The 14,605-nt window shown below is 50.1% G+C and carries 10 protein-coding genes; all 10 read right to left on the minus strand.

The window, feature by feature from the left end; translation table 11 throughout:
• Positions 1–250: 250 nt before the first annotated feature.
• On the minus strand, positions 251–1,669 hold the full coding sequence (locus ACQ4MX_RS08870; protein ID WP_431090182.1) for a YfcC family protein: 1,419 nt from the start codon (positions 1,667–1,669) through the stop codon (positions 251–253).
• Positions 1,666–2,886, minus strand: coding sequence for a M20 family metallopeptidase (locus ACQ4MX_RS08875; protein ID WP_431091285.1), 1,221 nt, complete (start codon positions 2,884–2,886; stop codon positions 1,666–1,668). The genes ACQ4MX_RS08870 and ACQ4MX_RS08875 overlap by 4 nt, the downstream gene beginning before the upstream one ends.
• A gap of 195 nt (positions 2,887–3,081) precedes the next feature.
• Positions 3,082–3,969 (minus strand): LysR family transcriptional regulator, encoded by an 888-nt coding sequence (locus ACQ4MX_RS08880; protein WP_431090183.1) that lies wholly within the window; start codon positions 3,967–3,969, stop codon positions 3,082–3,084.
• Positions 3,970–4,287: 318 nt separating this feature from the next.
• Positions 4,288–7,527: a DUF5704 domain-containing protein gene (locus ACQ4MX_RS08885; protein ID WP_431090184.1), complete on the minus strand. Its 3,240-nt coding sequence runs from the start codon at positions 7,525–7,527 to the stop codon at positions 4,288–4,290.
• 4 nt (positions 7,528–7,531) lie between these two features.
• Positions 7,532–8,476 carry a copper amine oxidase N-terminal domain-containing protein gene (locus ACQ4MX_RS08890; RefSeq protein ID WP_431090185.1) on the minus strand — a complete coding sequence of 315 codons (945 nt, stop codon included), beginning with the start codon at positions 8,474–8,476 and terminating at the stop codon, positions 7,532–7,534.
• A gap of 437 nt (positions 8,477–8,913) precedes the next feature.
• Positions 8,914–11,214 carry a beta-L-arabinofuranosidase domain-containing protein gene (locus ACQ4MX_RS08895; protein ID WP_431091286.1) on the minus strand — a complete coding sequence of 767 codons (2,301 nt, stop codon included), beginning with the start codon at positions 11,212–11,214 and terminating at the stop codon, positions 8,914–8,916.
• Positions 11,215–11,300: 86 nt separating this feature from the next.
• On the minus strand, positions 11,301–12,524 hold the full coding sequence (locus ACQ4MX_RS08900; RefSeq protein WP_431090186.1) for an NAD(P)/FAD-dependent oxidoreductase: 1,224 nt from the start codon (positions 12,522–12,524) through the stop codon (positions 11,301–11,303).
• Complete coding sequence (locus tag ACQ4MX_RS08905; protein ID WP_431090187.1) at positions 12,521–12,856, minus strand: (2Fe-2S)-binding protein; 336 nt, start codon at positions 12,854–12,856, stop codon at positions 12,521–12,523. The genes ACQ4MX_RS08900 and ACQ4MX_RS08905 overlap by 4 nt, the downstream gene beginning before the upstream one ends.
• Positions 12,853–13,164, minus strand: a complete 312-nt coding sequence (locus ACQ4MX_RS08910; RefSeq protein WP_431090188.1) for a (2Fe-2S)-binding protein — start codon at positions 13,162–13,164, stop codon at positions 12,853–12,855. The genes ACQ4MX_RS08905 and ACQ4MX_RS08910 overlap by 4 nt, the downstream gene beginning before the upstream one ends.
• Positions 13,157–14,593, minus strand: a complete 1,437-nt coding sequence (locus ACQ4MX_RS08915; RefSeq protein ID WP_431090189.1) for an aldehyde dehydrogenase family protein — start codon at positions 14,591–14,593, stop codon at positions 13,157–13,159. The genes ACQ4MX_RS08910 and ACQ4MX_RS08915 overlap by 8 nt, the downstream gene beginning before the upstream one ends.
• Positions 14,594–14,605: the final 12 nt, after the last annotated feature.

Genomic DNA, 14,605 nt, shown 5'->3' on the forward strand with positions numbered 1-14,605 from the left:
ATGACAAGCAAATACCAAAAATGATTGCGCTTACATAATTTAAATTCCTTATTATTATAGTTTTGCCGTTCTCCCAAAAGCGTTTAAATATCCGGGGATTTCTCTTCACAAATCCGTGTTGTTTGCCGTTTCACATAAAACAGCCCCCACCAAGCCTGTACGAACACGGCAAGATGAGGGCTGAAAAATATTGCTGATGAATTAGCCATGAAACTTTAAACCATATAAAGACCGATCATACTTTTATAGTTTAGTGATATCCGATAATTTGAGCGACAACCACGAATACTGCACCCAGTACGAACCACACAGCCAGTAGCGGCCAAAAGAAACGAACCCATTTCTGATACGGAATACCCGATACGGCCAAGCTCCCCATTAAGGCTGAGGAAGTAGGCAAAATCATGTTCGAAAATCCATCTCCAAGCTGGAAGGCAAGCACCGTCGTTTGGCGAGTAATGCCGAGCAGATCGGACAGTGGCACCATAATCGGCATCGTCGTTGCGGCCATTCCCGAACCGGAGGTGATGAATACGTTCATAATGTTTTGGAACACATACATGCCCAGCACTTGTACCGATTCAGGCAAATGTCCCACCATGATAGCAAGGCTGTTAACGATGGAATCAATCACATTGCCGTGATCCAGTACAACCACGATGGAACGTGCAAAACCGATAATCAGCGCACCATAGGTGATATCTTTGGCCCCTTTTGCAAACTCTGTCGCAATGCGACTTGGCCCGTAGCCTGCACAAAAGCCGGAAATGACTCCCATCGAAAGAAACAGGGCAGCCAGTTCCTCCATCCACCAATCTTTTTTGGACACTCCCCAGATCAACATTGCGAAGCTTACTACAACGGTCAAAATGATCAGGATATGCTTAAGCTGTATGGAAGGTAGATTGGATAGATCCACTGGCTTGTCTTCAGCACTCTTTTCCAATTCGTAAACAAGGCTGCTCTCCGGGCTTTTCTTCACTTTACTGGCATAACGCATAATATATAAGCTCGTAATGACGATCAGGATGACCAACAGGATGGCACGAAGCCACAGCCCTGAAAAAATAGGGATTTGCGCAATCGCCTGTGCCAAGCCGACATTAAACGGATTCAGCAGCCCGGCAGTAAATCCGCAGGAAGCCCCCAGTGAAATCATGGCCGTACCCGTCATCGCATCAAATTTCAACGCCCGGGCTATAGCAATACCAATCGGCACGAATACCATAACCTCGGTGGACATGCCCATCGTAAAACCGCCCACGGAAAACAGGGTAATAAATACCGGAATCACCCATATACCTTTGTTGGAAAATGACCTCGCGACTCTCCCCGTCACCGCCTCAATCGTTCCCGAGGACGTAATAATCTGAAAAACACCGCCAATGATCAGAATGAAAAAGACCACATCGGCAGAATCGACCAGACCGGATACGATGGATTTTGGAATATCCCACAACGTAACCGGATTCGGATCGACATGAGCGTACGAACCGGGAACGAGCAGGGTTTTGCCGGTTGTTTCATTTTTAACCCGTTCAAACTCTCCAGCGGGCACAACATAGGTCAATATCCCGGCCACTAAGGTCAGAAAAATAAGAATGACAAAGGTATGCGGCATTTTCAGCCATTTTTTGGGGCCGCTCGGTACGGCCGTGTTGCTACTCATTCGGATGCTCCCCCGTTTCTCTGCGCTTGCCACTGTTCAAATTCAGTCCGTACCTCACTCAAAGCCATCGGATCGGTCACTAGATCATAAGCCGTCAAGGCCAGCGCTTTGGCGGCATAGTTCATTTCAATCATGCCTTCCTCTGCTCCCGCAAGCTGAGCAAATTCCGGCGTATGCGTGGACGCGTCACCCAATCGGATATAAGGATGAATTGCTGCGGTAATCTGGCTGACATTGCCAATATCCGACGATCCGATGCCCCCCTGTACAGGTGGCTCGTGTACCTCCAGACCGAGCTGCTCCAGATTGCTTTGGAATAAAGCGGCCAATCTCTTGTTTGTATTGCGCTCCGCATAAATAAGTCCTTCGGCAATATCCACGGTTGCGCCCATGCCTTCTGCCGCTGCACGAACAGCGCGGTACACCTTGTCCCGCACCTCAGCCAAGCCGACAACGGTTTGCGCCCTCAAAATAAACACAGCCTCGCACAGCTCCGGTACAACATTCGGGGCGTCTCCGCCCTTTGTAATGATGCCGTGGATACGCACGTCACTGGTAACGAACTGGCGAACCGAATTAATCGCCACAAAGGCATTAATCATGGCATCCAGTGCGCTAATGCCCTTCTCCGGGGAGGAAGCGGCATGGGCCTGCTTGCCATGAAACGTAAACGTGGCATCCACGCAGGCCAATCCCCCGCGCAAAACCATCGTTTTGCTCTGCGGATGCACCATCATTACGGCGTCAATGCCGTCGAACACGCCATGCTCGCACATGATGATTTTGCCGCCACCCTCTTCCTCGGCTGGTGTGCCTAGCACCACGATGCGTCCGGGCAGATCCGGCATCGCTTCCTTCAGGGCTATAGCGGCCCCCACTGATGCGGTACAAATCAGGTTGTGTCCACAGGCATGTCCAATCGCTGGGAGTGCATCATATTCAGCCAGCAGAGCGATTGTGGGTCCGCCGGACTTCCCTTCCCATTCCGCACGGAAGGAGGTTTCCAGTCCGGCAATGCCTTTTTCCACAGCAAAACCAGCCTGTTCCAGTGTATTTGTGAGCCAGCCCTGTGCCTGATATTCATGAAAGCTTAGCTCAGGATGTTTATGTATTGTTCGGGCAAGCTCCCGTAATTCGTGGTCCTTTGCATCTACAGCCTTCATAATCTCTTCATGGGATGGCGTTCTGCCGTTATGTCCGTTCGCTGTTGAGTTCATCAATGGAATGCCGCCTTTCATTCGTCATAGCGAATAAATATACAATCAATATTCAACATTGTATAAGCGAATGCCAGTGAAGCAAATTTAATATTTTTTGGCTTTATACTTAAAATTATTTTATATGTGACATGACTTTTTTAAAAATACGCCATTATTCGCCAATAATTACGTATATTCGCTGCCTTCATCAGGTTAAGACTGGAGCATCCATTCTACAAATCTTTCCACTGCCATAAGGTGGCTGGATTTATTTTTATACAACATCCATGTTCGACGCAGCACAGGCTCCCCATTCTTGCGAATCAAATTAAATGCATACAATTCATCCTTTGGAGAGACAAAAATTTCGGGTACGATGGAATATCCCAGTCCGTGTCGGACCATTTCCTTACAGGTTTCGTAGCTGTCCACCTCCATGGAAACCCGCGGCGGCCTGCCCAACATCTCACTCCACCACGCCTGCACCGATTCGTTAAACGAGGAGTACATGTGACCGGAAAGCTGCGGTTTGCCCGGGTCCTTATAACGAATCAGCGGAAGCTCCGGCAATTGTTCAAGCTCTACAGCTTCTTTGTAGATCACGCAGATATGCTCCTCGGAAAGAAGATGCTTCCCCTCAGACCAAGGGTAATCATTGCGAATGACACCCAGATGAATTTCATCCCCGCGAAGCATTTCATAGATTTCTGCACTGAGTCCGCAGGTAACCGAAAATTGCACGTCAGGATAAATATCCTTGAAGCTCTTTAAGATCGGCGGAAGCCGATAATGCCCGTAGTAGCTTGAAATCCCCAAACGAAGCGTTCCTTTCACCTCACCTCTCAGATGAATAACGGCTTCTTTTAATTCGGTCAATTCTCTCAAATTTCGTTTGGCATACTCTGCCAATCTTTCCCCTTCCATGGTCAGCTTCGTTCCCCTGTTCCCGCGTACGATAATCGGCACCCCGAACTCCTTTTCCAATTGGTTCAGACGGTAGGTCAAGGCGGGCTGTGTAATATACAAACGCTCGGCGGCACGTTTCAGACTATGTTCTTCTGCAATGTAGCACAACATCAGGCAATCCTTTTCATCCATCATCGCCACTCCTTTCGTTATATTGTTCCCTTATTCATCCGTTCTCGTGTTCTCCGCAGGAAAAAAGCCCACAGACGTATCGGTCTATTATACCGCATGAAGGGCATGGGCAAAGACCCGGTTAAATCCGGCAAAATGATCCCCGTCCCATCTCCAATCCACTTTTGCAAAAGAAACTCGCTTTTAAAGCGACCGCTTCGCTTGTACAGCACCCTTCCGCCTACTCCGTTTTACATGTACATTTTTTCAGTTCAGCTTGCATAGAAGAAGCTCACCGAAGGATGAAAAGCATCTCCCATCAAGTGAGCTTCTTTTGGGTTCTTAATGTGGAACAAAGGAACTAAAATCGTCCCGGCTGGACTGGTCTGCATGGTAAAACACTACATCCCCATCCTGCAAATGAAAGGTATGCCCGTACGGGTCTTTTACTTCTCTCCGGTAGCCCTCCAGTTGCCACTGGTTCAGCAACGGACCGTTAATATATTGCAAATGTGGATACTCGGTATCCCCCTGACGGAGCGACTCCAAATTGAAGTTAACAATGATATAGCCCGTTTTCTTAAATATGCTCGCATGCTCGTTTAGCTCTCGGCGGCGGATTTCTTCACGTAAATCCGTCCCTTTAGGGACCGCGTACACATCAGCGGGCAGGCTATATTCGCCATACCAGCGCTGAATCGACGCATTGGCACGGTCAACATCAACTCCATCCGGCAGGTCCACCTTCGGACCGATCAAGGTACGCACCGCCGCAGGCAGCACCAGCCAATCGTAGCGGCCGATCCACGTCTTGCTGCGAGTGATACGCTGGGCATACAGGGAAACATAGCGCTCCAGCGTCGACTGGCTTCGCTGTGCTTCACTCAGCTCATGCTTGTATTGATAGGCTGTTGTATCCTGCATTTCCTCCACCGGCACATTGCGCAGCCGTTCATTCAAAATGACATAGCGCTTCTCCCGATCCTCCGCCGATCCCAATCGAACAAATTTGCGGCTTCCCGCATGTGTATACAGATCCACTTCTTCCCGCTGACGGCCATCCTTGCTCACCCAATAGAATGATGGCGTGATGCGGATACCGTCCTTGGCACTGAACATATTCCCTTTCGTTTTGAGGTCAAACTTGAAATGGTAGCCTGTCTTGATCGCCACATTTTGGTAGCCTTCATGCGGATAACTGCCGGGCCGAACAGGCAAGGTAAATGGCTCCTGATTCCCCCTCGGTAATCCGTCGATGTTCCCTAGTCCCGTCCAATAGGACAGACCGCTATGCACCGGGCTTCCTTTGCGCTGTCGGAACACCCGCTCCCAATGGTAATCAGCAATATCCGTGATATGAAAATCATACATCCGTCCGATGACCTCAATCTCTACCACATCATTGGCGACATGGTGCGCGATATCCGTATTGGCATGACGCTGCTCAGTGAACCCGTCCGGTGCGTTTTCCGCAATAGTTCGAAACTCGACAGTATAATTTCCTTCATCCACCCATACGGGCAAATAGAAGTCTGTATCCAGTTGCCTTACCGGAATGTCAATCCAGGTTCCACGCGGATAGAACTGAGTTTTCCCCTTGTCATACACATCAAACGGAAACCGGACCTGCTTGGTTCGGACGTATTTGGCATACTCCCGATCACCATAGCCGGGAATATCCAGATGCGGACCCGCCGTCGAAATCGTCACGCGAAAAGGCCGTTCCAGAATGAGCGCCGATCGACCTTTCGTCGGTTGGGTTTTCTGATTGTGGGCCGCATCGTCTGATACGCTTGAAAGATTCACCACAGGCGTGTGGACAGTCACGGTGTTGATCCCTTGGATCGGCAAAGACTTATCTGCACCGCCATTGATATTTCCTTTGAGAATGGCATAGGTGATATCACCGCTACTAGGCGTATTGGGCTTATTTGTCTTGTGCTTTTCAATCACATGGCCCGGGCTGTAGAGGGTATCCGTCCCGATTTTTACGGGTTCCGGGATTTTGCCAGGAGTTGGGCCCTTTTCCTTGACACGCTGGTGGTCCATGATCGTTTGACCGTTGAATTTCACGGTATCGTTTTCCACCTCCACGTCTGGTGTAGCCTTCTGGGCCACAGGTTCCAGTGATCTTTGTTCATTGGGCACCTTCGGCATACTCTTGCCGCCATAAATATAAAGTGAACCCCCGTCGATGATGCCCGGATCTGGCCCCTGATAATAATTACCGTTGTTCGCTGATTCTAAAGCAGGAGGGGCATAATCCTTCGGCGGAATCGTAATACTACCTCCCGGCAGTGCATAGTTGCGTAGCTGCGCGTTCTTGATACCGTACACCTCGAGGTTGTCGATCGTCCAGTAGGAGTACGGTTTTACAATTTCGTATTTGTAATACTCCACGACCTTCATGTGCCGGGTATCGTTGATATCTTCCCATTCCAGATCATACGTGCGCTTCAGCTTGACGTTGTAGGTGCACTCGCCTTTGAGCTGTTGGAAAGTGTTTTGAAACAGGTAATTTCGGGCCAGCACGTTTCCGTACAGGCTTTCAGAAGTTGGAATACCCTTGGCTACATCAAAACGTGACGCACCTCGTTGATCGGCTTTAATAACACCTGAAGCCATTGGGTCGAGGTATTTGTCCGACTGGCTACCACTAGGCGTAGGTCGGGTGCATTTCGTGTCAGGAGGCGGCCCCTTCTCCTTATAATATAAGTAAGCTGTAAACTGCTTGAAGGAGCCGTTATAAGTAAATCCGGGTACATTTCCCGGCAAAATGTCTCCAATGAGCGGTTTACCCATAGTGCTTTTTTTGTAGCCAACATACTCATATCTGGGATCTGTTGGTGGGGTGAAATCATACGTTTCCCCAGATTGAAGCTCGCCTTCTATTGGTGTAAATACGTTGTTAAGAGATTTTTCATCAGTAGTAAAATGCTTGACGATTAGACTGCTGTCCAGTTCGATTTTGAAGAGGATTGGTACGAATATACGCCATGCTTCCACCTCTTTAGCACAGTTAGGGCATGATTCATCTTTGATATTTAAAGGTTCTTTCGCATCTAGTAGCATATTTACCGTAATAGGAATGATGGTAGTATCGGTACCAATCCCTAGTTTTTGAAAGGGGCGAATTTCATTACTAGTTGTGCTATTATCGCTCGTCGTATCATCGCTAATAGCCCTTCTATAGTCTTCATAATTATCATATCGTGACTGTGAGAAATACTTTTTATAATCAGAGTTCTGTATATTTTTTGAAGGTTCATACAAACTTGCTTCAACACTTTTAATTTTACGACCTGGAAACTGAAATTTGTACGTAAAAGTAGCTTCCCCCCGCATATGTTTGTTTGGTTCTTTTCTTTGTGTTACCCAATCTCCGGCAGTGTTCTTCCACATATCGAAGTACATCATACCAACAAAGTAACGGTTGTTTTTATCTGGGAAATAAGAAAGTGGCGTAATTTCTGTTTCTGCTGCTACCATTTTAATCGGAAAAGAGAATGGTGGGATCTGCAACAATAGCAGTAACCCCACCAAAAATAAGACCAAAAGGCGAAGGCGTTTGATCTTCTTCATACAATTAATTTCCTTTCCATGAATTGACCATCAACGGAATATATTTCTCTGACCAGCCATCAAATCCAATATATTCAATGTTGTTAATATTAAAGGATTTGTAATTCTTCACTTTATCAAATAATTCATCTCTGGACGAATAAATTGGGTAATACAACATTTTTGTTCCATCCCCATTGTTACTAGTTAGATCAGGTACAGGATAACGATATCTAATTTCGTTATTATTTGTGATGTAAAAAATTCCGCCTGCCGAAGAACTAGTTTTAACTCTCATTTTCATGTATGGTGTACCTCTATCGTCAGTGTACGGCTCAATGGAATATAAATCACGTAGAAGTTTCACAGGCAACTCAGATGGTTTAAAAATAAGTGCCTTACTGTATTTTTCACCATCAGAATTTTCTAAAAGATATGACTTTGTTGTGAATGCCTTCTTATACGGTTCAATGCTCACTGCCTGATGCCCCGTATCCTCTAGCGCGGCAATATCCTTCTTCCCAATCCAGACCCAGCGGCTAACTTTATCCCACTCTACCGTTTGCCCCAGCCCCTCACTTACCAACCGCAGCGGCACAAAAGTACGGTTTTGCTTCAAAATAATCTTCGTCTCATATGTTTTACTCTGTCCATCCACGGTAGCCGTGTTCTGTCCCACCGTCATGTTGACCACATGCGCGTCATTCTTAATCGACACGGCCAACTGACCGCCTGTTTTCTCCCAGCCTACCTTGGCTCCCAGCGCTTCGGATACAAAACGAATCGGAACCATCACATAATCGTTATCATCCTGAAATGGTTTAGCATCCGGAAACTGTATTTTTTTCGCATTCAATAATACTTCAATCGGTTTGGAGCTACTTGCTGCTTCCGTCGTTGGAATTGTACTGGTTGCTCCCCATAGCAACGTGACTGCGGTCAAACTCAACATCCATTTTTTCATACTCATCTCTCTATCCCCTTTGTCTGCTTAAACTATGAACTATGTATATCAACCCAAAGACCACGAATTTATCGCACCCCCACTTTCGGAAAATACTGGATACAACTTATATATTATATGGTTTCCCTATCACAAAATCTATAAGAAAAACTTCTAATATAAAGCATTCTAAAAAAGCCAGACTACATTGACCCAAGTTTTATTCCCCTAATATCAGGAAGCTAACTCCTTCAAGTAGTTACATTTCCCAAAAATCTCAACAAAAAAGGGCTGCCTCTCCCCTGTAAGGAAGAAACAGCCCGTGTGCTTCACGCGCAAAAAACGATGAATATATCAGCTCATACCCTAATGATTGTTCCAGCATCATCCAATATTTCTTACATCATAAATCATAACTGACTAAAAATCAAACGTTACTTTTTTCTCACGAAACATCTCAAATATCATTCATGCAAACCTGAACTGCCTGCCTGATATAGCTGCTCATACACGTCCTGGTTAACCATTCTCAGTCCAAACAATCTGCGAATACGCTGTCCCGGCTTGGCTTTGAAGCTCACTGTCGCTTTATCCTTGCCCTCCAGATATGCAGCCGGAATGGCGGCATTTACGTTGTAAAACTTGTCGGCCTCATCGAAGCCTTCACTAAAATGCTCCAGCGGATGACCGTTAATCAAAATATTAAAACCGCAGTTTGGCATTTCCAGCGTAGCTGTGTAGGTAATGACAAGCAGCATCGGAGCAGCCGGATCGGCGTTCAAATCAAAAGAGAACCAGCCATCAATGCCTGCATTCCGGTAAGGTCGGTTGTTTACATATCCGGTGCGAGTCGAAGCATCTCCCTGGAAGTTATGATCCCGCTCCGGCTGCATTTCTCCGGGTTGGGCGAAGTCGATCGTACACTGCTCCAGAATAGCCAGCTTTTCACGCGCAGCCGTGTATTCCTTTTCTGCCTCCTGCCACGCTTCCGGTGTAAAGATGTCCCAATATACGGAATAGGTGCGGTCATGCATTTTATACAAAGGAGACAATTCCACATCCCGGGGGTGGCCTGCATCCAAAGTGCGAAATGTGTTCGTTTTGCCCTCCACGGGTTGTATCCAGGCATCCAGCTCATCCGTTTTGGGAATGAATACCGGTGTGTACAGGAAATCCTTGGCCTTGGGATCAGCTATGGGACCGAGGTCCCCTGCCAGCACCAGCGGTCCATACATAACAGCCGCCCGGGCAGGGTTATCCGTCATCTGCTCCAGTCTCAGCGACATCGGAATCGTCACCTCTACAACATCGCCGTCAATCCACGTTCTGGCGATAGAGACGAAGCTGCCCGGCTCCGATACGACCGCTTGTTCCTTGCCATTTACGCGGATGGTGATCCCTTTTTCAGCCCAATAAGGATAGCGGACGAGCAGCATAAATTTGGCAGGTTGATCACATTGAATTTCCAGCGTCGTATGATCGGTATCCGGATAGGACGTGCTTTGTTTTAGCGTAACGCCTGCGTCTTTCCATTCCAGCGTGGAAGCAATGAACTGATTGACATACAGCTTATCGTGATCGTGAAAATAAATGCCGCTGCCGTAGCTCGCATGGTTTTCCATCCCTGTCCCAACGCAGCATGTAAAATCATCAAACTTGCTTTCAAAATGCTTGTGTCCACCCATCGCCAGCGACAGAAAATACGTTACACCCCCCTGAACCGGGTCCTGAGAGGCCAAAATATGATTAAACAAACCCCGCTCATAAAAATCTGCCTCCTTGGCGGATACATTCCACTGAAACAGATGGCTGGTCAGCTTAAGCATATTATAGGTGTTGCACGTCTCTGTCGTATGCGGCCCGATGCGATCATTTAAACCACCCGGCGCTCCAAAATATTCTCCAAAGCTATTGCCGCCAATGACATACGAATGATGATCCACCACCCGATCCCAAAAAAACTCCACCGTCGCCCGGCGCTTCGTATCATTCGTCAGCTCATATTCCTTGGCAAGCCCAATCAGCTTCGGAATTTGTGTATTGGCGTGAATCCCCTGTAAACAATCCTCCTGCGAGCTAAGCGGGTCCAGCACCAGCTTGTGCCAGAAACACTCAGCCAGCCGCAAGTAGCTCTCTTCCCCTGTATCCGCGTACAAATCAGCCAATACCTCGTTCATGCCTCCATATTCACAAAACATCATTTGCTGCATCTGCTCATCACTCATCGGCTTCAAAATACACCCGAGCCAGTCCGCCAGCTTGCGCTCTACTGCCAATGCCTTGTCACAGCCTGTTAAATGGTACGCATCACGCAGACCGGCGAACAACTTGTGCAATGTATACAGGGGAGCCCAGGCACCATTCAGGTCAAAGCCCTTCGAACGAATATTTCCGGCAGACACCTCTTCAAAAAGTTCCTTTCCCCCCGGAATGCCGGATACATACCCGTCACCATGCGCTTCTTGGCAAACGTCCAGCTCATCCGTAATATAATGTGCGATTTCTTTAAAACGGTCGTCGCCCGTCGAAGCATACATCATGGAGCAAGCAGACAAATAGTGTCCCAGTGTATGACCGGAAATAGACATGGCTTCCCAGCCCTCATATTGAGGCGCTTTGGGCGTAAGTCCGGCATATTCCCGAAAACGCGCCAGCAGACGATCGGGTTGAAGCTCCAACAGATAAGATCGGTTCAGCTCCATCGCCTGTTTGAAGGGACCTTCAGCCAATACCACCTCGTTCAGTGCGAACGGCCTTGCTTTCATATGGGCTTTTGCTTTAAGAGTCACTTTCCGTTCCTCCTTTAAGGCGAATTTGGGATAAAAAAACGCATATCAAACACAACGATCCGTTACGCGCCGCTGCCAGAGGTTTGCCCCCACTGCTGGTACAACTGCGTTCTCGCCTCTGTAATGCCGGGATGAAACTGGATCAGAGCGTTTTTTCGTGTAAAATGGACCTCACGGATCGCCTCCTGTATCCGTTGTTCCCCGTCGGCTCCGCTAAGGCCAGCGGCATGGATCATAGAGGCGGCGGCTAATCGCCCTTGAGCCATGGCGACCAGCCCGCTTTCGATGCCGGTAATATTTCCGGCAACGTACAGCCCCTTGAGCGAGGTTTCCATTCGCTCACCATGCCGTGGAACATGCCCGCCCAGCTCGGGGCTGTACACAAATTTGCACCCCGCTACCGCCGCCAGCTCGGCGAGCGGATACAATCCGCCGCTCAGCGCCACGAAGTCGGCGGGTTCGACGCGCTCGCTGCCAGGAATAGGCGAGCCGTCCGGTTTAACGTGGACCAGGGTCACGGATTCGACCCGGTCCTGCCCGTTGACGGACAGCACTGCCGTCCGCAAACGGATCGGGATATCCCACAGACGGAAACCTCTGTGGGGATAGCAGCGCGCGATGAGGTCCTCCATCCGCATCGCTGCTGCCAGCCTGCCGCCTGCACGCATCCAGGCAGCGGGAGCCAGCCCCGACAGCTGTAGCAGCAACTTGGCGGAGGCTGTCGGATCTGCCGCCGTACCAGCCAGCGGATTGGCGCACGGCAGTGTAATCGCCGCCACCTTCACCCCGGCAACGGATAACTCCCGGGCAATCGCCATGGACAGTACGTTCATGCCTACAATGATGCCGCGTTCTCCCGGCTTTACATAATGAACGTTGGTCATCACCTGCGCGGCCCCGATGGACATTACGCCCGGCAGCGTCCAGCCGTCTAGCGGAACGGGAATTTCGGCGGCTCCAGTTGCCAGCAATACATAATCGGCAGTGAACAATCCACAGGAGGTGGAAATTTCCCACGTTGTCGTACACTCCATGCCATGCACAGATACGCCGCAGCGGATGTCCACCCCAAGCTCCACGCAACGGGTAACCAGTTCATCCGAAACGTGTTTTCCGACCCACCAGCCTTTGCTGCCTTCCTCATGATATTGTCCAGGCATACGTCCACCCGGCTCCGTAAACTCATCCAGTACCGTGACTGGCAATCCTTGTTCAGCAGCCGATGCCGCTGCGGACAATCCGGCGGGACCCGCGCCAATGACGATGAGATGCGCCATTTTATTCATGTCACAATTCTCCCTGTGATTTCATTCGAAAGCTGCCGTCCGGTTTCCACCACCATACCTTCCTCCAGCTTGGTCAGACAGGAACGGACGGTACCGAGCGGATGAACCGTCAGGCGGCATTCGTTACAATGCCCAATGGCGCAATATATGCCTCTGGCTGTACCGGATTCCTCATGCCTTCTCAGCAAACGGACACCACTTGCCAGCAGCGCAGCCGCGAGTGGCTCTCCGGCCAAGCCCTGCATGGGGCGGCCGTCGAAAACGAAAGACACCTGTCGCCGCTCCGGCTTCGGCCCCAAAATAGGATGGCTCACAATACGTGCACGGTTCATAGGGAACCTCCCTCTGCCAACTGACCGAACGTCACGGGACGCACCGGGGGTCTTTGCGATAACAGCTCCGCCTCGCGGCGAGCGGCAGGATACTGGCTATAAAACCACGACTCGACCAATTGTCTGCATACCCTGCCTTGACATGCTCCCATCGTGACTCGCGTAGCCATTTTAAGCTGGCGCACCGTATCCACTCCCATACGGCAAGCCTGCTCCAACTGTGCCATACTCACTTCTTCGCAGCGACATACGAGCAAATGACCTGACGGGCCAACCGTCTCACTCTGCCCCGCCAACCGCTTATTCATAGCTGATCGCGCAGGTTTTAATGGCTGAATAAAAATCCAGCGCCGCCTGCCCCTGTTCCCGGGTATGTGAGCTGGATCGCTTCAGACCACCAAACGGGGCCTGATATTCGACACCAGCCGTTTCCTGGTTAACCCGTACCATGCCGGCGTCCGCTTCATCCAGAAATCGATGGGCGAGCCGCAAATCGTGGGTGAATAGCGAGGCGCTCAACCCGTAAATAGAATCATTGCACAGTCGAATCGCATCCTCGAAGTCGTCCGCCTGCACGACACCGATCACGGGTCCAAAAATCTCCTCCTGAATCAGCGGATGTGATGAATTCATCCCGGTCGCCACCAGCGGACGCACATAATACCCGTTATCTGTCCCGGCGGCGGCTCCGCCCTCGGCCAAAATATCTGCTTCCCGGCGGGCTAGCGCGACATAGGACATGACCTTCTCATACTGACCTGCGGATGCTACAGGTCCAAGATACGCGCCGGGGTCCAGCGCCGGGGCGATCTGGATTTTTCCCACCGCTTGGCGCAAGGCTTCCGTAAACGTTTCATAGACAGACCGTTCCACGATCACCCGGCTGGTTGCCGTACATTTTTGCCCGGCTGATCGGAAGGCTCCGCTGGCAATCATCGCTACCGCCTGCGCTATATCTGCATCCTTTAGCACAATAGCGGCATTTTTACCGCCCATCTCGGTCTGGTACTTGATGTTACGGCGCGCGCATCGCTCGGCAATGCCCAAACCTGTAGCGGTAGAACCCGTGAAGCTGACCGCATCCAATGCCGGATGCTCCAGCAGGACATCACCTATGCGGCTGCCCTGCCCGACGACAAGGTTCAATACCCCCGGTGGAAGCTGTACAGCCTCGAACAGTTCTGCCACCCGTACCGCAGTTAATGAAGCATGTTCGGCAGGCTTCCAGATGACCGTGTTTCCACACAGCAGTGCAGGAGCGATTTTCCAGAGCGGAATGGCTACCGGAAAATTCCACGGCGTAATGACAGCCGTTACGCCCAGCGGAATGCGCTTCGTGTACTGGAGCACTCCCGGCTCATTCGAAGGAATAACCGTACCGATGGAACGAACGCCCTCTGCCGCATAGTATCGGAGCAGATGGACACCTCGCATGACCTCTCCGCGCATCTCGGTAATCGGCTTTCCCATTTCACGGCTGGCCAGCTCAGCCAATTCGGGCAGACTCGCTTCCAGCAACCCGGCTGCTTTGAATAAATAAGCTCCCCGCGCTGCCGGACTTAATGCCGACCATCCCGCCTGTGCAAGCCGTGCAGCCTCCCCGGCCTGTGTAATATCGCCCGTATCTGAAAAATGGACGATACCCACCTCCTCCTTCAGCGCGGAAGGATTGCGAACGACCATTTCTTCGCCTGAAGGACTCAGCCACTCCCCGCCGATCCAATTTCGGCTCTCCATCGTCTTCACCTC

The organism is Paenibacillus sp. 8b26, assembly GCF_050626875.1.
Classification (GTDB): Bacteria; Bacillota; Bacilli; order Paenibacillales; family Paenibacillaceae; genus Paenibacillus.